The sequence below is a fragment of the Bacillus altitudinis genome, assembly GCF_001191605.1.
GTDB lineage: Bacteria > Bacillota > Bacilli > Bacillales > Bacillaceae > Bacillus > Bacillus altitudinis.
Genome location: NZ_CP009108.1, coordinates 2,673,913 through 2,695,338 on the forward strand (window position 1 = coordinate 2,673,913; position 21,426 = coordinate 2,695,338).

A 21,426-nucleotide genomic window follows, 5' to 3' on the forward strand; every position below is an offset into this window, starting at 1 on the left:
TTTATTTAGATCACAGCGTCAATTTTTGTTACTTTCCAATCCTTTTGTACTTTCTCGAAAGTGACAGTACGTTTTACTTTGCGTCCATCAAGTGTTGGGACTGTGAATTCGTATGTGCGGATTGTACTTTTCTTAGAGACGAGTTTAGGTGTTGCCTTATCCCAATTAAGCATATTGTCTCCGTCACCAACTGGCACAGCCATTTTACCTTTATGAACGATGAACTGATAGTCTTTTAAACCGTGAGTAATGGCATCTTTTGTGAACACTTGAGATAGATAGCTGTTTAGTTTTTTCTTTGTATCAAATGTTTTAGACAGGTAGTTGTAAGTCATATCTTTATAAGTAAATGATTTTAATTTGTAATCTGAATGCTCTTTAATGTTGTAGCCTGACATCGCACTCCAAAAGTGTTCTCTTGCATCAAGGGCAATATGTAACGCTTCTTTATTTGTCAAAGCGGCTGATTTTTTGGAAGCGGCCAGTGTTGTTGTTTGTAATGAGATCATAAGCATAATAGCGGTTAATAAAACAAATAATTTTTTCAAGGCGATTGCCTCCTTTTCTCAATGAAAACTTCTTATGTTACAAATGTTACAATAGTTACAGAGATATTACAAGTATTAAATCTAAATGTTTTTTATTTCTTTTCTTTCTACATATATAACGTTTGAGGGAGACAAAAAGTTTTCATTTTTTTATTTTTTTCTTCCTCATTAATATTTAACCGTTCTAAAGAAGAATAAAACGTCTTTTGGAAAGATTTCTATTTGTCTCTTCAACACTCTTTTTTTATGTATGACATATACTGTCGTGATGAATGTCTAAGAAAGTGGTGTTTAATATGTATAATCCATATGAAGGTACGTGGAATGGGTACTTGTACGATCGGCAGGTACAAAGCATGCCGGCGTTTCCTATTTCTCAAGTTGGAGGATTTCCCGGCTTGCCATTCGGAGGGACTGGGCAAGGGCAAGGAGCAGGAGGACAATCGGTCCCGCCAGCCCCGCCGCAGCATATCATCTCGCAATATCAACAAGCAGTTTCTCAGCCTCAAAGTATGCAGCCGCTCATTGCAGGGCAGAGTGTAGGCGGAAGCCAGCAAACGGTTCAATTTGCAGCTGGATGTAATAGAAGGTGGACCATTGTGTTCCTTAGAAACGGTCAAGTATTTCTCATGTATGTTCTTTCCTCGCAGCCTTTTGGCCGTACAACGGGTTTCATATGGCCGAACTTTACATTTGGCTCGTTCCCAAGCTCTAGTATTCTTGCATATTCTTGTTCATAAAAGAAAAAGCCGGCTCTCATCAAACGTTGATGAAATACCGGCTTTTTTTAATGAATATTTCTAAATACGCCAATCACTTTACCTAGTATACTCACATTCTGTAAAATAATCGGTTCCATTGATGGATTCTCGGGCTGTAATCTAAAGTGTGTATCTTCCTTATAAAAACGTTTCACTGTTGCTTCATCTTCTTCTGTCATAGCCACCACAATATCTCCATTGTTGGCAGTGCTTTGCTGACGCACAATGACGTAGTCTTTGTCCAAAATACCTGCATCGATCATACTTTCTCCCATAATTTCAAGCATAAATACTTGTTCATCTGGCGCTGCAAAAGTTTCTGGAAGTGGGAAATATTCTTCTACATTCTCAACAGCCGTGATAGGCAAGCCTGCTGTGACTTTTCCGATGACTGGAACATTCATTACAGCGCTCTTTGGAATATTCATTTCCTCTTCATCTAGTACTTCGATCGCTCTAGGTTTCGTTGGGTCTCTTCTAATTAAACCTTTCGTTTCTAGTCTAGCTAAATGTCCATGGACAGTTGAACTTGATGCTAGACCGACAGCTTCGCCAATTTCACGAACGGATGGGGGATAACCCTTGCTTTTTACTTCTTCTTTTATGAATTTCAGGATATCGAGTTGTCTTTTTGATAGCTTCGTCATCTTTTGCACCTCAAAACGTCAATTTTAAAGAAATTATAGCATGTTTTTCCTAACAGTACAAACATAGGTTCGAAAAAAACGTTTGACAGAAACGTTTGTTCGTATTTATAATGAGTGTCAGAAAGAACGAACACACATTCTATTAGGAGAGATGACATTATGAGGTTAAAGGAATCTATTATTTTTATTGGGCTATTCTCATTCATCGTTGGCATATTTCTCTCACTTATTGCAGTCACTAGCCATAATGATCCAAATCAATATGTTAAAATAGAGGTTCAATCAGGTGATACTCTTTGGGGATTAGCTGATCAAGTAAACGACAGTAAATCGATCGATAAAAATGCTTTTATTGACTGGGTAACTGAACACAATGATCTCGCTTCAACTGACATCCAGCCTGGAGACATCCTTGTCATTCCAGTTAAAAAAGAGCATCCAGTCGTATATCAACTTGCAACAGTACAGTAGAAAGGTCGATTGAAGACATGAATGCAATCATTTATGCGAGAGTAAGTACTGCCAAAGAAGAGCAAGAAACCTCGCTTAAAAGACAAGAAGAAGAACTGCTTGCTTTAGCTGCAGCGCACAAGATGAATGTAGTCAAAGTGATTAAAGAAAAAGCGAGTGGATACGATCTTGATCGTGACGGTGTTTTTGACATGCTGGCTACGCTGAAAGAGGAAGAAATCGATGCTGTTCTCATTCAAGATGAGACACGCCTTGGAAGAGGGCAGGCGAAAATCGCTCTTCTTCATTGTCTGTTTAAAGAGAAAGTCAAGGTGTACAGCGTATTTCATAGAGGAGAGCTTGAGCTTTCAGAAGCAGACGAAATGGTCATTGAAATTGTAGGCGTTGTAGAAGAGTATCAGCGGAAAATTCATAATTTGAAAATTAAGCGTGGGATGAAAAAAGCTGTTGAGCGAGGGTATCAACCCGAACTGAATTTAAAACACCAAGAACAGGCGCCTGGCCGCGAACGTATTGAAGTACCGATTTCTGAAATTGTTCGATTAAGAAAAAATAACATGACATTCGCTGAAATTGCAGTGACATTGCAGGCACTTGGTTTTGACATTTCAAAAGCAACCGTCCATAGAAGGTACCAAGAATATGAAAAAGGGCTTGCGACTTAAAGCGTGATTTGTTGTAAAAATGACTGATATTTAGTAGTATGTAGAGAAAATGTTTTAAAGGAGTTTGTCATGATTTCTAAAGAACAGCTTGCAAGAATCAATGAGCTTTCAAAAAAGTCGAAAGAGGCCGGTTTGTCGGACGCTGAGAAAACAGAACAAAAGCAATTAAGAGAGGAATATTTAAAGGCTTTTCGTTCTTCTATGAAAAATACACTTAAAACCGTGAAAATCGTCGATCCAGAAGGAAACGATGTCACACCAGAAAAATTAAAAAGAGAAAGAGACCAGAATCTTCATTAAAGGTCATCATTTCTTGATTTTTGAAAAGATGGGAGGAATATTCTCATCTTTTTTCATATTTGTATAAGTTTTTAGGTGATCGATAAACTAAATGTGACAAAATCCTTCTTTTTCGGCGTGAAATAGTTGTGAAAAAAGGACAGTAGATTTATGATAATGGTGTACACAAGATACGGAAGGGGATTTATATGGAAACGATTGAATTGAAATCTATTGCAACAATACGTACTCTCTCCATAGACGCAATTGAAAAAGCGAATTCCGGTCACCCTGGAATGCCGATGGGCGCTGCACCAATGGCGTACGCTTTATGGACGAATCACTTAAACGTAAGTCCGCAAAATCCAAATTGGTTTAACAGAGACCGTTTTGTGTTATCTGCGGGACATGGCTCTATGCTTTTATATAGCATGCTTCATTTAAGCGGATACAATCTGAGCATCGAAGATTTAAAACAATTCCGCCAATGGGGAAGCAAAACACCTGGACATCCTGAGTTTGGACATACTGAGGGCGTAGATGCGACAACAGGTCCTTTAGGACAAGGGATTGCGATGGCTGTAGGAATGGCACTTGCAGAAAGACATCTTGCAGAAACGTATAACAAAGACAACTTTAATGTTGTGGATCACTATACATACAGCATTTGCGGAGATGGAGACTTAATGGAGGGCATTTCCTCTGAAGCTGCTTCACTTGCTGGTCATTTAGGCTTAGGCCGTTTAATTGTTCTTTATGATTCAAACGACATTTCTTTAGATGGCGACCTCGATCGTTCTTTCTCTGAAAATGTGAAGAATCGTTTTGAAGCGATGAATTGGGAAGTTCTTTATGTAAAAGACGGCAATAACATTGACGAAGTGACGGCTGCCATTGAAAAAGCCAAACAAAGTACAGACAAACCTACACTTATTGAAGTGAAGACGACAATCGGTTTCGGATCTCCAAACCGTGCGGGAACGTCTGGGGTGCACGGTGCACCGCTTGGCAGTGAGGAAGCGAAGCTAACGAAGGAAGCTTATTCTTGGACGTTTGAAGAAGATTTCCATGTACCTTCTGAAGTGTACGATCATTTCAAAACAGCTGTTAAAGACGCTGGACAGAAAAAAGAAGCAGCGTGGAATGAACTGTTTGAGCAATATGAAAAAGAATATCCAGAACTAGCAGCTCAGCTGAAGCTTGCGATTGAAGGGAAACTTCCTGAGAATTGGGATCAAGAGGTTCCTGTTTATGAAGCAGGTTCAAGCCTTGCCTCTCGTGCTTCTTCTGGAGAAGTATTAAATGGCATTGCAAAACAAGTACCATTCTTTATTGGCGGGTCTGCTGACCTTGCTGGATCAAATAAAACAACCATTAAAGATACAACTGACTTTGGCAGAGAGAATTACGCTGGCAGAAACATTTGGTTTGGTGTGAGAGAATTCGCAATGGGTGCAGCATTAAACGGTATGGCACTTCACGGCGGACTTCGTGTATTCGGCGGAACATTCTTTGTTTTCTCAGACTACTTAAGACCTGCCATTCGTCTTGCTGCATTAATGGGACTTCCTGTCACTTATGTATTTACGCATGACAGTATTGCGGTTGGGGAAGATGGACCAACGCATGAGCCAGTTGAACAGCTCGCTTCATTACGTGCGATGCCTAACCTTTCTGTTATTCGTCCAGCTGATGGAAACGAAACAGCTGCAGCATGGAAAATTGCTGTATCTTCAACGAATAAACCGACAGCGCTTGTTCTTACTCGTCAAAACCTTCCAACGATTGATCAATCACCAGAGAAGGCGTATGAAGGCGTAGAAAAAGGTGGATATGTCGTCGTTGAAGCAGCTGATGCACAGCCAGAAGCTCTTCTACTTGCTTCAGGATCTGAAGTAGGTTTAGCCATTGAAGCGCAAAAAGCACTTGAAAAAGAAGGCATTCGCGTTTCTGTCGTGAGCTTACCTGCATGGGATCGCTTTGATGAGCAGTCAGACGAATACAAAGAGTCCGTTCTTCCTAAAGCAGTGAGAGCACGTGTTGCAATCGAAATGGGTGCTTCACTTGGCTGGGAACGTTACACTGGCCTTGATGGCGATGTGATTGCGATTGATAAATTTGGCGCTTCTGCACCAGGCGAAACCATTATTGAAAAATACGGTTTCACTGTCAGCAACGTGGTGAGCCGCGTAAAAGCAAAGCTGAATAAATAATCAGTCTCCAAGCATCATGCTTTTTTGCAGTCGGTTTGCAGAGCTTTTCACTATGCTCTGCAAACTTTTTTCTTTTTTCTTGTTTTTTTGACAAAACTAGTTTCTTCTTGCTTCATATATAGACAATTCTTTCTTTCACATTTTTGTATAATACAAGCAATAAGCGAGATTGACGAAATGTGAAAGGAAGGGATAGACATGGAACGCCATTATTATATTTATTGGATTGAGGATGAGTTTGCTCATCATTATTTTGGTAGAGAATCTATTTTGTTTCATTTGTTTGAATCGTTACACTGGACGAACCGCAGTGATGACGAATTAGTCATGCTTGTTAAGCAAGTGGATTATGTAACGAAACGAATCCCTGCTTTTCATATGCACCAGCGTTTAATGAACAATTTAACCAACATTCACTATACACAAATAGGCTCAATATACAGTGCATCGCTACCAGATGGAAAAGGCACAGCCGCATTCATTATAAAAGACCGTTACATTCAAATGTCTGCCACAGGCAGTTATGAGGCAGAAGCGGTGTTTTTTGAAGTACTCAGAAAAATTAGTCCTTGTTTCCTGGCTATGGACTTTGGATCAAAGAAGCATGGGTGGCTCAATCCGGTAAAAGTGAGGAATTTTGTTTAAAAAAATAAAATTGAACGTGAAATGTTGTATAATAGCCTTTTGTTTAGTACACTTTATACGAGACAACATGAAGGAGGAAGAATTATGGATTTATGGGTTGTCATCCTTGTAGGCGTTGTTGCACTGCTTGCAGGAGTTGCACTCGGATTCTTTATTGCTCGTAAGTATATGATGAGCTACTTGAAAAAGAATCCACCAATTAATGAACAAATGCTTCGAATGATGATGATGCAAATGGGCATGAAACCGTCCCAAAAGAAAATCAATCAAATGATGAAAGCCATGAACAACCAAGCGAAATAATACGTACGTTATTATGATCATAGATGGAACATGGTCCCTAAAGATTGGACAAGCGATGCCCTTTCTTTATTGAAGTCACCTTCATCAGACGCATAAAACCACTGTACTTGCATGAATAAAGCAGGGAAAGTGGTTTTTATTTTGCCGTGAACCGTCCGTTAAAGACAAAACAAAAAACCCCTGTGAGCAGAGGTTTTCGTTTCTTTTATTGTCACACATATCAACTTTTCTAAAATCGTGCGGCATTTGTTTCTATCTTGAGATATCATTAGTTGGCTGAGTTTGAGTGTAAGTGTCGTTGATATTGTAAGAGGAGATGATCTAGCTGCTGGCTATGTTCGATGGTCACTGTTGATGTCATCCCATTATGCAAGACAACTTTCATCAGCTCTTCTCTTTTTTCTTCAATTTGGGTTAATAATGATGTTTTTACCAAAGTCATGTTCCTTTCATGCAAATCTTGATAAAAAGAATCGATTCTATTATATCCATTTTAAGGTTTATTTTCAAATTTAAAGGGTTTGGTATCTTGATGTCAAATTAAATTATATAAGGTTTTAAGAGATTAGACCATCTTTATTGAGATGATGTAAAAAAAATGAAATGAATTTGTCATCTCATATTGTATATTGTAAGAAGGGGGTGTTCTTTTGTCAGATTTGAATTACTTTTTAGCGTTTGGAGCAGGGTTTCTATCTTTTATCTCACCGTGCTGTCTGCCACTTTATCCAGCCTTTTTATCCTATATTACGGGCGTTAGTATAGATGAAGTGAAATCTGAGAAGGTGATGCTGAGAAGAAGAAGTCTGCTTCATACATTATTCTTTTTAATTGGGTTCTCTCTCATTTTTATTGCCATTGGATTTGGGACATCGTTTGTTGGGAAGTTTTTCATTGAATATCAAGATGCGATTCGTCAAATTGGTGCCATTCTTATTATTCTCTTTGGCTTTATGATTCTTGGTGTATTTCAGCCTTCTTTTTTAATGGGAGAAAAGAGGTTGCAGTTTAAAAATCGTCCAGCCGGTTTTTTTGGATCGATTCTCATCGGAATGGGTTTTGCTGCTGGTTGGACACCATGTACCGGCCCGATTTTATCAGCTGTCATCACACTTGCCAGCAACAAGCCAGAGTCCGCTGTGACCTATATGATTGCGTATGTATTAGGTTTTGCTATCCCATTTTTTGTTCTTTCCTTTTTCATCACAAAAATGGCTTGGATCAGAAAGCGTCAGCAGCTCATCATGAAAACTGGCGGGATTATTATGATCGTAGTAGGGATCTTGCTGTTCTTTGATCTTCTGACATGGATCATTATTATGTTCTCATCATTATTTGGAGGATTTACGGGTTTTTGAAATCGTTTTCTACAGTCGCGGCGAATGGTTTTTTTTCGTCAATTGGAGTATATTATACATAGGCTGACCTTAAAGAATAAAGGAATGATTTGATATGATGATCATAATTTCTTCTATAGTGGCGGTATGTATGGCGGTAGCCGTCATGTTTATTCGCATTAAATCATCTGCAAAACCTGCAACCGCGAAAAAAATTATATTACCTCCTATCTTTATGAGCACTGGTGCACTGATGTTTTTTGTGCCAATGTTTCAAGTAACTGGAGCTGAATTTTTAGAGGCGATTACTGTAGGGATGTTTTTCTCTATCTTTTTAATTAAAACATCGAAATTTGAAATTAGAGGTAATGAAATCTATTTGAAGCGTTCAAAAGCATTTGTGTTTATTCTCATTGGGCTTCTTGTCCTTCGTATCGGAATGAAGACGATTTTAAGCTCTTCCATTGATTATGGTGCGCTTAGCGGGATGTTTTGGATTCTAGCCTTTGGCATGATTGTTCCTTGGCGGGTTGCGATGTATTTGTCGTTTAGAAAGATGTCTAAACAATTAGATCTGCAGCAGGCCCAAATAAATTAAACCTCCTTTTTTAAAAAGGAGGTTATTTTAATAAAGATTCATATGGCGAATGGTCGATCTTTTTTTCTTGAAGGCGCTTTAGTAGAAATTTATGATCCCGCTTCGGTGTAGCGATAATATAGCCGCGAATGATTAAGTCTAAATTAATGCTGGCCGCTTGTTCTTTAAGTGCCAGTTCGCCAATTTTACCGGCGATTTTTTCTTTGGCGACGTCTCTAAACAGCTCTGGAACCGGTAATACTAGCTCATTTAATAGCTGTTTGTCTTCATCGCGCCATAGGTGCAGGCTCTTTTGAATATATTCATCCTGCCAATCAAGCTCTGATTTCCCGTCTTCTTTCGGCAATCGTTTTAAAAACTTGCGAAACATAAAAAAGCCACCGATTGCTAGTAATCCAATCATCACTGTACCCCAAAATAAAATGAACCACAAAAACCAGCCGCTTAACATGTTCTCACTCCCTATATCCCTTCTCTCTACTCTATTTTACATGAAGGGAAGGTAGAAGAAAATAACAAAAATGTATGTGTTTTTTCTCTATATACGCCTTTTTTGATAAAGAGGCGCCCATTTACTAGAATGACCCAAACCATTTAGTAGAAAAGGAATACATTATTGTATAGCGACTCTACTATTTGGCCATGGTGGTTCGCACAAGGTATTGACTTGAAACGAACGGAAGAGAGCCCGCCTGTATACAGGCGGGCTCTTAATGTTTGAAGTGCGGCATTTGAAAGGAAAATGCTCCGTCTTGACGATGGGCATCCTTTTTGATTTTGATTGATATGATTCTGTTTTCGTAATCTGTATCAATGTCTTTGTCGTTCAAATAAAAAGGGAGCATTACACTTTTTTCAATCGGCTGTTCTCTTTCATCAATCAAATAAGCGAGGATGAGCTCACATCCGGAAAAGGTCAGTTTTAAATCAGTGATCGATAGGGTGGAGAGGTCGATCTCAATAATATAATCACGGCTCGTTTCATAAAGATCGATTGGGAGCTGTTCGTCATACCATGCAAAAGGATCGTCCATTAATACATTCAGCCAATCATCTATTTCAAGAAAATCAGAGGAATTCACTTGCTTTTCATTCTCCATAAACACTCCTCCATCACATCTCATAATAAATCTTATGATGAAAGCTGAAATGTGTGAAGGACCTAAAACATCCCGTTTGGTCACGGGCTTTAGAGAAAATGTTTACATATCATGATGTGAATTGTGCTTTTGTCTTGTATGGTTGCGATTTTTCACTTTTTTACTGCCTGATAGTGGCTCAGGCTGCCCGCCTTGATGCTCTTTAGGAGAGTTTTGACGTATGTCTTTCCCTGTGTTTTTGTTCGTCATCATTTCTCACTCCTTTCTTATTGGTTTTTTTTACGCTTTTTATTGTTTTGCTTTTGTTCTTCTGTTAAAACGAGCTGATCATTTTCTATATAACCTGCACCATTTCCTTGGCTTTTGGCTGCGTTCATGCCGTCAATGACATGATTTGCTTTTCTTTTTGTCATGTTCTATCACCTCAGCATTAGTATGAACCCGTGCTGCTCAGTTTATGAAGAGTAATCATTTCCTTGTGATAAGCTAAACTTATTGAATTTAATAAAAGCATTGTTATTTACTTATGTATGAATTTGTTTTAAGATGAAATTGTGAGAAAATTGTGGTGAAATACGACGATTTTTCTGAGAATTGAAATTGATCTTGATCATCAAAAGGGGGATTTTGGACATGTCGAAACAGCAGCAAGTCGCTAAACAAGACGCTTTTCAATCTAGAAAAACGTTTTCGACAAATGGGAAAACGTATCACTATTATTCGCTAGAAGCACTAGAGAAACAAGGAATCGGAAATGTTTCTAAGCTGCCTTATTCCATTAAGGTACTTTTAGAATCAGTGCTTCGCCAAGTAGACGGTAGAGTGATCAAAAAGGAACACGTTGAAAACTTGGCAAAATGGGGAACTGCCGAGGTAAAAGAAATTGATGTTCCATTTAAACCTTCTCGTGTTATTTTACAAGACTTCACGGGTGTGCCAGCTGTCGTTGACCTTGCTTCTTTAAGAAAAGCAATGGCAGATGTGGGCGGAGACCCAGATAAAATCAACCCTGAAATTCCAGTTGACCTGGTCATTGACCACTCTGTACAAGTCGATAAAGCTGGAACTGAAGATGCATTAAACATTAACATGGATTTAGAATTCGAACGTAACGCAGAGCGTTATAACTTCCTTAGCTGGGCAAAGAAAGCGTTTAACAATTATCAAGCTGTTCCGCCTGCAACAGGGATCGTTCACCAAGTGAACTTAGAGTATCTTGCAAGTGTTGTTCATGCAATCGAAGAAGATGGCGAGATCATCACTTACCCAGATACATTAGTTGGTACTGACTCACATACAACAATGATTAACGGTATCGGTGTACTTGGATGGGGCGTTGGCGGTATCGAAGCAGAAGCTGGTATGCTTGGTCAGCCTTCATACTTCCCAGTACCAGAAGTTATTGGTGCTAAATTAGTTGGAGAGCTTCCAAACGGAACAACTGCAACTGACCTTGCCTTAAAAGTGACACAAGTTCTTCGTGAAAAAGGCGTAGTGAACAAGTTCGTCGAGTTCTTCGGACCTGGTGTTGCACAATTGCCGTTAGCAGATCGTGCAACAATTGCGAACATGGCGCCAGAATACGGTGCTACTTGCGGATTCTTCCCAGTAGATGAAGAAGCGCTAGCTTACCTTCGCCTTACTGGACGTGATGAAGAGCAAATTAATATCGTTGAAGAATATTCTCGCGCAAATGGCTTATTCTATACGCCAGATGCAGAAGAGCCAATTTTTACAGATGTTGTGGAAATTGATCTTTCTCAAATTGAATCAAACTTATCTGGTCCAAAGCGTCCACAAGATTTGATTCCACTTTCTAAAATGAAAGAAACGTTCCATCAGCACATTGAAAGCCCAGCTGGTAACCAAGGGTTTGGCTTAGAAAAATCAGAGCTAGACAAACAAATCGAATTTGATCTAGCAAATGGTGAAAAAGCTGTGATGAAGACAGGTGCGATTGCGATTGCAGCGATTACGAGCTGTACGAATACATCGAACCCATACGTCTTAATCGGAGCAGGTCTTGTTGCGAAGAAAGCAAGTGAGCTTGGCATGAAGGTGCCAAACTACGTGAAAACGTCACTAGCGCCAGGTTCTAAGGTTGTAACAGGATACCTCGTGAACTCAGGACTTCTTCCATACTTAAAAGACCTCGGATTTAACATTGTTGGGTATGGCTGTACAACATGTATCGGAAACTCAGGACCGCTTGAAAAAGAAATTGAAGATGCTGTCTCTGAAAATGATCTGCTGATCACTTCTGTTTTATCAGGTAACCGTAACTTCGAAGGTCGTATCCACCCGCTTGTAAAAGGAAACTACCTTGCATCTCCACCATTAGTTGTGGCTTATGCACTTGCTGGTACGGTGAATATTGATTTAACAAAAGATCCGATCGGTGTCGATAAAAATGGCGAGAACGTTTATTTCAATGACATTTGGCCATCAATGGATGAAATCAACAGCGTCGTGAAAAGCACTGTCACACCTGAGCTATTCCGTTCAGAGTATGAAACTGTTTTTGACAACAATGACCGCTGGAATGAAATTAAAACGACAGACGATGCATTGTATAAATGGGATGAAAATTCCACATACATTGATAACCCGCCATTCTTCGAAAACTTATCAGTTGAACCTGGTAAAGTTGAACCACTTAAAGGATTGCGCGTAGTGGCGAAGTTTGGTGACTCTGTCACAACAGACCATATTTCTCCTGCTGGAGCGATTGGTAAAGACACACCTGCAGGTAAATACTTGCAAGAAAGAGGCGTATCGCCTAGAGACTTTAACTCATACGGATCTCGCCGTGGTAACCACCATGTTATGATGAGAGGTACTTTTGCAAACATCCGTATTAAGAACCAAATCGCACCAGGAACAGAAGGCGGGTATACAACGTACTGGCCAACTGGTGAAGTGACATCCATTTATGATGCATGCATGCGTTATAAAGAAGATGGAACTGGTCTTGCGATCTTAGCAGGTAAAGATTACGGAATGGGTTCTTCTCGTGACTGGGCTGCAAAAGGAACAAATCTTCTTGGAATTAAATTCGTTCTAGCGGAAAGCTTTGAGCGTATCCACAGAAGTAACCTTGTCTTCATGGGCGTACTTCCTTTACAGTTTAAAGACGGTGAAAGTGCAGAAACTTATGGACTAACAGGAACAGAAACATTTGAAGTAGATGTTGATGAAACAGTTCGTCCGCGTGATCTTGTCACTGTAAAAGCAATTGATACAGATGGCAACGAGAAAACATTTGAAGTAATTGTTCGCTTTGACAGTGAAGTCGAAATTGACTACTACCGCCATGGTGGTATCCTTCAAATGGTATTGCGTGAAAAATTGGCAAGCAACTAATAAAGCAAAGAAGAGAAGGCGCTTAGACAGCTTTCTCTTCTTTTTTAACATAGTGGAGGATCAATCATGTGGAAAAAAGGAATGGCAAGCGCTGTTTTACTTGTGTTGATTGGTTTACTTGCGTGGAATGTATTCGGACCAAAAGAACCTGCCATCGGTCTTGAAACAGGGGACAAAGCCCCTGATTTTGAGCTCAAAACCCTTGATGGCAAAACGGCATCGTTATCTGATTATCGAGGGAAAAAAGTACTCCTCAATTTTTGGGCGACATGGTGTAAGCCTTGCCGAACAGAAATGCCAGATCTAGATGCAATTAGAAGTAAAAATGACCAAGTTGAGGTACTAGCGGTGAATTTGACGAACACTGAAAAGAGTGTGGATCACGTCGCCTCATTTATTGATGAACTTAAGGTCAGTTTTCCTGTTTTATTAGATCAAAAAGGTATTCAAGCGAGATATCAGGTACTTTCCTATCCGACGACATACATACTAGATGAAAAAGGGCGTATCCTGTCTGTAAAGCATCAAATGCTCACAAAAAAAGAAATTGAAAAAGAGCTGGATCTATAATGATTCAGCTCTTTTTTGCTTATTTTCTAAATGTTTTGGCGAAAATGGTATGAACAGAGTGGAGGTGGTGATAGACATGAGAAGAAGAAAGCGCCGTACATTTGAAGAACTTGTGCTTGAAAATAAAAAAGAATTATTAAGCAATGAGGAATTTTTAAACCAGCTTGAAGAAAAGTTGGAAGAGCGATTTAGGCAGAAATAAGTTATGATTTATCCTTTTTCGTTCATCCTAAAGAAGAGGGAGGGATGAATGATGGGTAGAGAGCATGATAAACAAGCGCAGTTTACACCAGACCATTTAGGGACAAAACCTGTAGCATACAAACGAAATAAAGGCAAAAAGATGCATAATAAATCGAATGAACAGCCTGATGTGATACAGACGAAGGGCGAATAATAGGAGGGAAGCATGATGAATGACAAGTCATATCAATCCAATCCAGATGATCGTTCTGACAATGTTGAGAAGCTGCAGGATATGATCGAAAACACACTTGAAAATATTGATGAATCTGAAGCAGCAATGGGTCTTTCAACAGAGGAAGAAAAGCAGATGATCAAGCAAAAAAATGAAAACCGTAGAACAAGTATTGACGCAATGCGTTCTGAAATAAAGGACGAGGAAGCAGCAAGAAAGAGCGGTTACACTGAATAAACCAGGGATTCCTGGTTTATTTTATTGCCTCTTTTTAGAAGAACCATTTGGAATGTGGTAAAATGTCAGAGACGTTAGGTTTTGATAGGAGAGCGATGAAAACGTGTATGTATCTAAAAAAGAAATAGAAGTCCGTTATGCAGAAACAGATCAAATGGGTATTGTGTATCATGCCAACTATTTAATCTGGATGGAAGTCGGCAGAACAGCGTTAATTAAAGAATTAGGCTTTTCCTATGCCCAGTTAGAGGCAGACGGTGTCCTTGCACCTGTTGTCGATCTTCAGGTTCGATATAAGAAACCACTACTGTACGGTGAAACGGCTACAGTTCACACATGGATTGAAGAATATAACGGCGTGAAAACAGTGTATGGCTATGAAATACAAAAACCTGATGGACAAACGGCTATTACAGGGACCACCTCACATATTTGTGTGGACAAAGAAACCTTTAGACCGATTCAATTTAGAAAAGCTTTCCCTGCATGGCACAGCGTATACGAACAGTCCAAGAAGCAGGTTTGATTCATGGCATTTGGAATTAAAAGAAGAGATTTGAATGCTTGGAAATCAGCTGTTCGGCAAGGGAATGTGGCCTTTTTGACACACTATTGGCTTGATGACCGTTTTCCGCATGCGAACACTGTCACAAAGGCAGCCTGTCAGGATATAGAACAATTAATCGCTTGGGGACAGAAGCATGGATTAAAGAAAGAATGGATCCATGTTCGCGAAGGTTTTCCTCATTTTGATCTCATCGGTGATTCGCAAAAACGGATTTTGCAAAAAGAGCGGTCATTAGGAAACATTCAGGAGTATGGACTTTATATTGAGTGATAAACAAAAAAGATACCCGAGGGATGAGGTATCTTTTTTGTTTATTCATAATGAAATTCTGGTTCTTTCACGGACTCGTTATAATCAATATGCAGATCATGGTTGTCAAAATACCAAATATCACTTTCTTCCACGAAGAAAGTAATGCCTTCTACTTCAGCGGTTGCGCCGGCATTTTGAGGTTCATCTTTTGCGACGCCGAGAGAAAAGCCTTTTTGTACATTACTGCACCCGCCATATCTGACAAAAAAGCGAACATGATCACCTTTTTCTAAATCCAGTTCATTCTTGTACCAATTGAGTGCATCATCTTTTATCGTTAATTTCAATGTGATCGCCCCTTTTTGAAGTCATGCTGTTTTTAAATGCAGGATGCAAAAACAGCTTTTCTTTCTTTTACCACATATTTAAATTGATGAAACGGCTAAAGCCATTTGATTTTCGGTTCAGTTTTGTTGAGAATTCGTTTGAGGTTGGCGATGTGTCTGAAGATCACAAAGCCAGCAAGAACAGCAACAACAATAATTAAAAATAGATCTTGGGTGAATATGCTGTAAATGAATGTGTAGATCCCAGTCAGCATAGATGATAATGAAACATATTTACTAATGTATAAAAATAAGAAAAAAGCAGCGATCATCGTGATAAATAAGAACGGGGCATAAAATAACAGCACGCCGCCTGATGTAGCGACCGCTTTTCCCCCTTTAAATTTTGCAAAGACAGGAAAGCTGTGACCGATAACAGCAGCCACTCCTGCTAATAAGGGATGAATGTCCAGTTGCATGAAAAACGGTAAAGCCGAAGCAAGAGTCCCTTTTAAAATATCAGCAGTGATAACGATGGACCCTGCTTTCACACCCAGTGTACGGAATGCATTCGTCGCACCTAGGTTCCCGCTGCCATGTTCACGGATATCGATTCCCTTTGCAGCTTTCCCGACAATGAGACCTGATGGAATACTGCCGAGAAGATAAGCCAAAATAAACATCAAAGCAATTAACATCTGCATAACTCCTTTATATTCTCCCTCTTGTCTTACATTTTAACATGATCTTATGAAAAACATGGCGATCTTTTTTTGAAAAAAACGATGGCCGATGAATTCAGCTTTGTTTTTAACAAGAAATTCGCTAAAATAGAAGAAAAGGAGTGTCTGGATGAATCATCCTTCAAAACAAGAAATTGGGCGTATATTAAAAAGCAGTAAGCGAATTGCGGTTGTTGGTTTGTCAGATCAGCCGCACCGAACGTCTTATATGGTTTCAAAAGCCATGCAGGATGCCGGTTATGACATCATTCCTGTCAATCCAACGATTGATGAAGCACTTGGGGTAAAAGCGGTCGCCTCTTTAAAAGACATAGAAGGGCCTGTTGATATCGTCAATGTCTTTAGACGTTCTGAGTTTTTGCCTGAGGTGGCGAAAGAATTTCTTGAAATAGACGCACCTGTTTTTTGGGCGCAGCAAGGCGTATATCATGAAGAGGCAAAAAGGCTGATTGAGGAAAATGGCAAGGTCGCCATCATGGACTTATGTATCAAAGTGGCTCATGCGATGACAAAAACTCATTAAATCGTCAAAAATCCTTGTTTTTTCAAGGATTTTTGCTTTTTTGTTGCAGAAATATATTTGCGATTCTAGAAGAAAGCGATAAAATAAGGCGACAGGGACCTATCGGTGACCTTGCATATCGAGAAAAAGAGCGATAAGATAAATATAGAACATTTGTTCTGTTTTGCTAAAACCATCATATGATTGCATTTGGCTTATGAAACAGTCTTGTTTATAATGGACTTCTAGTTCTGATTGCAGAATGTAGAACATTCTCATAACCGTGCATAAGAGCATGTATCGCTGAATCACACATGCATGGTGATGATGCAGCTTATTAAAGTGGACAGTAATGAGCAGCATGATCATCATTAAAATCTAGAGAGATCATTGATGATTAGCCGGTTATGTTTGTTAGTGAAAGGGGATTAAGCATTTGGTTAAAAAGCAGCAAGTAGATTATAACGATGATTCTATTCAGGTGCTAGAGGGGCTTGAAGCCGTCCGTAAACGCCCAGGGATGTATATTGGATCGACGGATTCACGAGGTCTTCATCACCTTGTCTATGAGATTGTAGACAACTCTGTCGATGAAGTGCTCGCTGGCCATGGAGATCATATCATTGTCAAAATACATAAAGATAACAGCATTTCCGTCCAAGATAAAGGACGCGGAATGCCTACTGGTATGCATAAGCTTGGAAAACCGACACCAGAAATCATTTTAACGGTCCTGCACGCAGGCGGAAAATTTGGTCAGGGCGGTTATAAAACAAGTGGTGGACTTCACGGGGTTGGGGCGTCCGTTGTGAACGCACTTTCAGAGTGGCTCACCGTGACGATAGAACGCGATGGATTTATTTATCACCAGCGCTTTGAACATGGCGGCAAGCCAGTCACATCACTTGAAAAAATCGGGAAAACGAAAAAGACCGGTACACTGATTCATTTTAAGCCAGATCCAACGATGTTCAGTGTCACCACCTATAATTTTGATACATTATCAGAGCGTTTAAGAGAATCAGCCTTTTTATTAAAAGGGCTAAAAATAGAGCTGATTGATGAGCGCCATAATGTGCAGGAAACCTTTTATTATGAGACAGGTATTGAAGCGTTCGTTGCTTATTTAAACGAGGAAAAGGATGTACTTAGTGAAGTCGTTTCGTTTGAAGGCGAACATCAGTCCATTGAAGTCGATTTTGCCTTTCAATTTAACGACGGATATTCAGAAAATATTTTGTCGTTCGTCAATAACGTAAGAACCAAAGATGGCGGTACGCATGAGTCTGGTGCAAAAACGGCCATGACGAGAGCCTTTAATGAATATGCACGCAAAGTGACCCTTTTAAAAGAAAAAGACAAAAATTTAGAAGGTACAGATATTCGTGAAGGCCTGTCAGCTGTTATTTCTGTCAGAATTCCTGAAGAACTTCTTCAATTTGAAGGACAAACAAAAGGAAAGCTTGGAACGAGTGAGGCAAGGTCAGCTGTTGATGCCGTGATTTCTGAAAAATTGGCTTATTTTCTTGAAGAAAACCGCGAAACGGCGACACTGCTTGTGAAAAAAGCGATTAAAGCGCAGCAGGCAAGAGAAGCGGCTAGAAAAGCAAGAGAAGAAGCAAGGAGCGGCAAGAAACGGAAAAAATCTGAAGCAACACTCAGCGGAAAATTAACACCTGCTCAATCTAGAAACCCGGCAAGAAATGAACTGTATCTAGTAGAGGGCGACTCTGCTGGTGGATCAGCCAAGCAAGGACGTGATCGAAAATTCCAAGCGGTGCTGCCGCTTCGAGGAAAGGTCATTAATACAGAGAAAGCAAAGCTTGCGGATATTTTCAAAAACGAAGAAATCAACACCATTATCCATGCCATTGGCGGCGGGGTTGGTGTCGATTTTAATGTAGAAGACATCAATTATGACAAAATTGTCATCATGACAGATGCTGATACAGATGGCGCGCATATTCAGGTTCTATTGCTTACATTCTTCTACCGCTATATGAAGCCGCTGATTGAGCATGGCAAAGTATTCATTGCCCTTCCGCCTTTATATAAAGTTAGCAAAGGCTCAGGGAAGAAAGAAGTCATTGAATATGCTTGGTCTGATGAAGAAATGGATGATGTACTAAAGAAAGTTGGAAAAGGATATACGATTCAACGCTATAAAGGTTTAGGTGAAATGAATGCCGACCAGCTATGGGAAACGACAATGAATCCAGAGTCGAGAACGCTTGTCAGGGTGAAGATCGATGATGCTGCACGGGTGGAGCGCCGCGTCACGACACTGATGGGTGACAAAGTAGAACCACGCCGTAAATGGATTGAAAAGAATGTCGCCTTTGGACTTGATGAGGAAAGCAACATTCTTGAAAATGAAAACTTGTCGCTAGCTGAGGAGGTTTAAACATGGCACAACAAGAACGATTTCATGATTTACCGTTAGAAGAAGTGATTGGGGACCGTTTTGGTCGCTATAGTAAATATATTATCCAAGATCGTGCACTTCCAGATGCACGTGATGGATTAAAGCCTGTACAACGAAGAATTTTATATGCAATGTATGCGGAAGGAAATACACAAGATAAAAACTTCCGTAAAGCTGCCAAAACAGTCGGTAACGTAATTGGTAACTATCATCCGCATGGTGATTCTTCTGTTTATGAAGCAATGGTGAGAATGAGCCAGGATTGGAAAGTGCGAAATGTGCTGATTGAGATGCATGGAAATAACGGGAGTATCGACGGAGATCCTCCTGCTGCCATGCGTTATACGGAAGCAAGGCTTTCTGCAATTGCATCAGAGCTTTTAAAAGACCTCGACAAGGAGACGGTCGAATTTGTCGCGAACTTTGATGATACAAGCAAAGAGCCTGTTGTCTTACCAGCGATGTTTCCCAACCTTCTTGTGAACGGGTCAACAGGGATTTCAGCCGGTTATGCGACTGATATTCCACCGCACCACCTAGGAGAAGTGATTGATGGCGTGATTAAGCGAATTGAACAGCCGCATTGTACGGTTGAAGATTTAATGACAGTCATCAAAGGGCCTGATTTCCCAACAGGCGGGATCATTCAAGGTGTGGATGGAATTAAGAAGGCATATGAAACAGGAAAAGGAAAGATTATGATTCGCGGAAAAGCGGAGATTGAAACCATCCGCGGTGGACGCCAGCAAATCGTGATCACAGAAATTCCTTATGAAGTGAATAAGGCCAATCTTGTCAAAAAGATGGACGAGTTCCGCATTGAAAGAAAAGTAGAAGGGATTTCTGAAGTTCGGGATGAGACGGACCGTACCGGCCTTCGGATTGTTGTAGAGCTGAAAAAAGAAGCGGATGCGAATGGTGTCTTGAATTTCTTATATAAAAATTCTGATCTGCAAATCCCTTATAACTTTAATATGGTCGCGATACATAACAGAAGACCGACTTTAATGACGCTTACAACTGTACTAGACGCTTACATTGCTCATCAAAAAGAAGTGATGACGAACCGCTCAGCATACGAGCTTCGAAAAGCAAAAGAACGTCATCATATTGTAGATGGATTAATTAAAGCTCTTTCCATTTTAGATGAAGTCATTGCGACGATTCGTTCGTCTAATGATAAGCGTGATGCGAAAAACAATTTGATGGAGAAATATGATTTTACAGAAGCTCAATCAGAAGCGATTGTTTCTCTCCAGTTATATCGTTTAACAAATACAGATATCACTCAACTAAGAGACGAAGCAAGAGAGCTTGACGTGCGAATTGCAGAGCTTGAAGACATTTTAGCGAATGAGAAGAAGCTGTTTAAAGTCATTACGAACAACTTGAAGAAGTTGAAAAAGACGTATGCTGATGAAAGACGATCCGTCATTGAGGAAAAAATTGAAGAAATTAAGATTAACCTTGAAGTGATGATCGCATCAGAGGACGTGTACGTCACAGTCACAAAGGATGGATACATCAAACGGACGAGCCAGCGCTCCTATGCTGCATCAAACGGTAAGGACTTCGGTATGAAGGATACAGACCGACTGATTCACCAGTTTGAAATGAATACAACAGATGTTCTTCTGCTATTTACGAATAAAGGGAGCTACATTTACTGTCCAGTTCATCAGTTGCCAGATATACGCTGGAAAGACATGGGGCAGCACATAACGAATATTATTTCGATTGATCGCGATGAAACCATTCAAAAAGCGATCCCAATTAAAGAATTCGATGAATCATCGTATCTCTTGTTCTTCACAAAAGGCGGTATGGTGAAGAAAACAGAGCTTCTCCAATATAAAGCGCAGCGCTATTCAAAACCGCTTGTCGCCTTGAATTTAAAAGGTGATGATGAACTTGTAGATGTTCATGTTACAACAGGTCAGCAAGAATTGTTTATTGCGACGAAAAATGGCTATGGATTATGGTTTGATGAAGAAGAAGTGAGTGTGGTCGGTCCGAGAGCGGCTGGTGTGAAAGGCATCAATTTGAAGGACGGAGATGAGGTGGTCTCTGGACAAATCATTGATCCGAAGAACAATGTGCTTGTTCTCACGACACAAAGAGGTGCTGTGAAGCGAATGAACCTCTCTGAATTTGATAAGACATCAAGAGCAAAACGTGGAGTGATCATGCTAAGAGAATTAAAGAAAAACCCTCACAGAATTGTTGCTGTGATTGCTGCTTCACTGCATGATACACTTGAGATTGATACGGAAAAGGGTGCCACGATCCCGCTCGATATTTCCACACTAAGGGCAAATGATCGTTATAGCAATGGATCGTTTATTTTAGATGAGGAAGAGCAGGGAGAAGTAACTCAAGTTCTTTTATCACCTGCTGCATCTGACCAAGATGACAATAAATAAGCAAAACGAAAACCCCCCTGCGTAAGGCAGGG

The 21,426-nt window shown here is 40.0% G+C and carries 28 protein-coding genes; 19 read left to right on the forward strand and 9 right to left on the reverse strand.

Going from position 1 to position 21,426, the window contains the following annotated elements:
- Positions 1-5 precede the first annotated feature (5 nt).
- Positions 6-548 carry an IseA DL-endopeptidase inhibitor family protein gene (locus tag ID12_RS13405; RefSeq protein ID WP_017367324.1) on the reverse strand — a complete coding sequence of 181 codons (543 nt, stop codon included), beginning with the start codon at positions 546-548 and terminating at the stop codon, positions 6-8.
- Positions 549-844: 296 nt separating this feature from the next.
- Between ID12_RS13405 and ID12_RS13410 the strand changes: the two genes are divergently transcribed.
- Positions 845-1,288, forward strand: a complete 444-nt coding sequence (locus ID12_RS13410) for a hypothetical protein (RefSeq protein ID WP_008343821.1) — start codon at positions 845-847, stop codon at positions 1,286-1,288.
- A 47-nt stretch (positions 1,289-1,335) separates the two neighbouring features.
- Here ID12_RS13410 and lexA read toward each other — a convergent pair whose 3' ends face one another.
- Entirely contained in the window at positions 1,336-1,956 is a 621-nt protein-coding gene (lexA, locus tag ID12_RS13415) for a transcriptional repressor LexA (protein ID WP_007499350.1), read from the reverse strand.
- A 159-nt stretch (positions 1,957-2,115) separates the two neighbouring features.
- Between lexA and yneA the strand changes: the two genes are divergently transcribed.
- The 6 genes from yneA (at position 2,116) to ID12_RS13445 (ending at position 6,532) form a co-directional block, all read left to right on the forward strand.
- A complete protein-coding gene (gene yneA / locus ID12_RS13420; RefSeq protein WP_007499348.1) occupies positions 2,116-2,427 on the forward strand; it encodes a cell division suppressor protein YneA in 312 nt (103 codons plus the stop codon).
- A gap of 17 nt (positions 2,428-2,444) precedes the next feature.
- Positions 2,445-3,092, forward strand: a complete 648-nt coding sequence (locus tag ID12_RS13425; RefSeq protein ID WP_025207396.1) for a YneB family resolvase-like protein — start codon at positions 2,445-2,447, stop codon at positions 3,090-3,092.
- Positions 3,093-3,161: 69 nt separating this feature from the next.
- A complete protein-coding gene (locus tag ID12_RS13430; RefSeq protein WP_008343816.1) occupies positions 3,162-3,392 on the forward strand; it encodes a DUF896 domain-containing protein in 231 nt (76 codons plus the stop codon).
- A 188-nt stretch (positions 3,393-3,580) separates the two neighbouring features.
- Positions 3,581-5,584 carry a transketolase gene (gene tkt / locus ID12_RS13435; RefSeq protein WP_025207397.1) on the forward strand — a complete coding sequence of 668 codons (2,004 nt, stop codon included), beginning with the start codon at positions 3,581-3,583 and terminating at the stop codon, positions 5,582-5,584.
- Between the two features lie 198 nt (positions 5,585-5,782).
- Positions 5,783-6,229: a sporulation inhibitor of replication protein SirA gene (gene sirA, locus ID12_RS13440; protein ID WP_007499339.1), complete on the forward strand. Its 447-nt coding sequence runs from the start codon at positions 5,783-5,785 to the stop codon at positions 6,227-6,229.
- Positions 6,230-6,313: 84 nt separating this feature from the next.
- Positions 6,314-6,532: a YneF family protein gene (locus tag ID12_RS13445; RefSeq protein WP_003212379.1), complete on the forward strand. Its 219-nt coding sequence runs from the start codon at positions 6,314-6,316 to the stop codon at positions 6,530-6,532.
- A 268-nt stretch (positions 6,533-6,800) separates the two neighbouring features.
- On the opposite strand, the gene ID12_RS13450 is transcribed toward ID12_RS13445, so the two are convergent.
- A complete protein-coding gene (locus ID12_RS13450) occupies positions 6,801-6,974 on the reverse strand; it encodes an aspartyl-phosphate phosphatase Spo0E family protein (RefSeq protein WP_369810454.1) in 174 nt (57 codons plus the stop codon).
- Between the two features lie 208 nt (positions 6,975-7,182).
- Here ID12_RS13450 and ID12_RS13455 point away from each other — a divergent pair, with 208 nt between their 5' ends.
- Complete coding sequence (locus ID12_RS13455; protein ID WP_007499338.1) at positions 7,183-7,890, forward strand: cytochrome c biogenesis CcdA family protein; 708 nt, start codon at positions 7,183-7,185, stop codon at positions 7,888-7,890.
- A 94-nt stretch (positions 7,891-7,984) separates the two neighbouring features.
- On the forward strand, positions 7,985-8,467 hold the full coding sequence (locus ID12_RS13460; RefSeq protein ID WP_007499337.1) for a CcdC family protein: 483 nt from the start codon (positions 7,985-7,987) through the stop codon (positions 8,465-8,467).
- A 22-nt stretch (positions 8,468-8,489) separates the two neighbouring features.
- On the opposite strand, the gene ID12_RS13465 is transcribed toward ID12_RS13460, so the two are convergent.
- The 4 genes from ID12_RS13465 to sspO form a co-directional block, all read right to left on the reverse strand.
- A complete protein-coding gene (locus tag ID12_RS13465) occupies positions 8,490-8,918 on the reverse strand; it encodes a DUF2621 domain-containing protein (protein WP_007499335.1) in 429 nt (142 codons plus the stop codon).
- Between the two features lie 259 nt (positions 8,919-9,177).
- The gene (locus ID12_RS13470) at positions 9,178-9,567 is read right to left on the reverse strand and encodes an Hsp20/alpha crystallin family protein (RefSeq protein WP_025207398.1); all 390 of its coding nucleotides are present in this window, start codon (positions 9,565-9,567) and stop codon (positions 9,178-9,180) included.
- Between the two features lie 102 nt (positions 9,568-9,669).
- Positions 9,670-9,816, reverse strand: a complete 147-nt coding sequence (locus ID12_RS13475; RefSeq protein WP_003211331.1) for a small acid-soluble spore protein P — start codon at positions 9,814-9,816, stop codon at positions 9,670-9,672.
- Positions 9,817-9,833: 17 nt separating this feature from the next.
- Positions 9,834-9,980, reverse strand: coding sequence for a small acid-soluble spore protein O (gene sspO / locus ID12_RS13480; RefSeq protein ID WP_017359581.1), 147 nt, complete (start codon positions 9,978-9,980; stop codon positions 9,834-9,836).
- Positions 9,981-10,200: 220 nt separating this feature from the next.
- Here sspO and acnA point away from each other — a divergent pair, with 220 nt between their 5' ends.
- The 7 genes from acnA (at position 10,201) to ID12_RS13510 (ending at position 14,993) form a co-directional block, all read left to right on the forward strand.
- Positions 10,201-12,930, forward strand: a complete 2,730-nt coding sequence (gene acnA, locus ID12_RS13485) for an aconitate hydratase AcnA (RefSeq protein ID WP_025207399.1) — start codon at positions 10,201-10,203, stop codon at positions 12,928-12,930.
- A 66-nt stretch (positions 12,931-12,996) separates the two neighbouring features.
- Positions 12,997-13,500: a TlpA disulfide reductase family protein gene (locus tag ID12_RS13490; RefSeq protein WP_025207400.1), complete on the forward strand. Its 504-nt coding sequence runs from the start codon at positions 12,997-12,999 to the stop codon at positions 13,498-13,500.
- 76 nt (positions 13,501-13,576) lie between these two features.
- Complete coding sequence (locus ID12_RS19045) at positions 13,577-13,702, forward strand: FbpB family small basic protein (RefSeq protein ID WP_003211002.1); 126 nt, start codon at positions 13,577-13,579, stop codon at positions 13,700-13,702.
- Between the two features lie 51 nt (positions 13,703-13,753).
- Positions 13,754-13,897 carry an acid-soluble spore protein N gene (locus tag ID12_RS13495; RefSeq protein ID WP_008357830.1) on the forward strand — a complete coding sequence of 48 codons (144 nt, stop codon included), beginning with the start codon at positions 13,754-13,756 and terminating at the stop codon, positions 13,895-13,897.
- 15 nt (positions 13,898-13,912) lie between these two features.
- On the forward strand, positions 13,913-14,155 hold the full coding sequence (gene tlp, locus ID12_RS13500; protein ID WP_017359579.1) for a small acid-soluble spore protein Tlp: 243 nt from the start codon (positions 13,913-13,915) through the stop codon (positions 14,153-14,155).
- Between the two features lie 103 nt (positions 14,156-14,258).
- A complete protein-coding gene (locus tag ID12_RS13505; RefSeq protein WP_025207401.1) occupies positions 14,259-14,681 on the forward strand; it encodes an acyl-CoA thioesterase in 423 nt (140 codons plus the stop codon).
- A 3-nt stretch (positions 14,682-14,684) separates the two neighbouring features.
- Positions 14,685-14,993: a hypothetical protein gene (locus ID12_RS13510; protein WP_007499327.1), complete on the forward strand. Its 309-nt coding sequence runs from the start codon at positions 14,685-14,687 to the stop codon at positions 14,991-14,993.
- A gap of 41 nt (positions 14,994-15,034) precedes the next feature.
- On the opposite strand, the gene ID12_RS13515 is transcribed toward ID12_RS13510, so the two are convergent.
- Positions 15,035-15,322, reverse strand: coding sequence for a HesB/YadR/YfhF family protein (locus tag ID12_RS13515; RefSeq protein ID WP_008343795.1), 288 nt, complete (start codon positions 15,320-15,322; stop codon positions 15,035-15,037).
- 95 nt (positions 15,323-15,417) lie between these two features.
- Positions 15,418-15,999 carry a glycerol-3-phosphate 1-O-acyltransferase PlsY gene (gene plsY / locus ID12_RS13520; RefSeq protein WP_008343794.1) on the reverse strand — a complete coding sequence of 194 codons (582 nt, stop codon included), beginning with the start codon at positions 15,997-15,999 and terminating at the stop codon, positions 15,418-15,420.
- Positions 16,000-16,153: 154 nt separating this feature from the next.
- Here plsY and ID12_RS13525 point away from each other — a divergent pair, with 154 nt between their 5' ends.
- The 3 genes from ID12_RS13525 to parC all read left to right on the forward strand — a co-directional run bounded on the left by ID12_RS13525 (position 16,154) and on the right by parC (position 21,394).
- A complete protein-coding gene (locus tag ID12_RS13525; RefSeq protein ID WP_017367328.1) occupies positions 16,154-16,567 on the forward strand; it encodes a CoA-binding protein in 414 nt (137 codons plus the stop codon).
- Between the two features lie 415 nt (positions 16,568-16,982).
- A complete protein-coding gene (gene parE, locus ID12_RS13530) occupies positions 16,983-18,950 on the forward strand; it encodes a DNA topoisomerase IV subunit B (protein WP_025207402.1) in 1,968 nt (655 codons plus the stop codon).
- Positions 18,951-18,952: 2 nt separating this feature from the next.
- On the forward strand, positions 18,953-21,394 hold the full coding sequence (parC, locus tag ID12_RS13535; protein WP_025207403.1) for a DNA topoisomerase IV subunit A: 2,442 nt from the start codon (positions 18,953-18,955) through the stop codon (positions 21,392-21,394).
- The last annotated feature ends 32 nt before the right edge of the window (positions 21,395-21,426 follow it).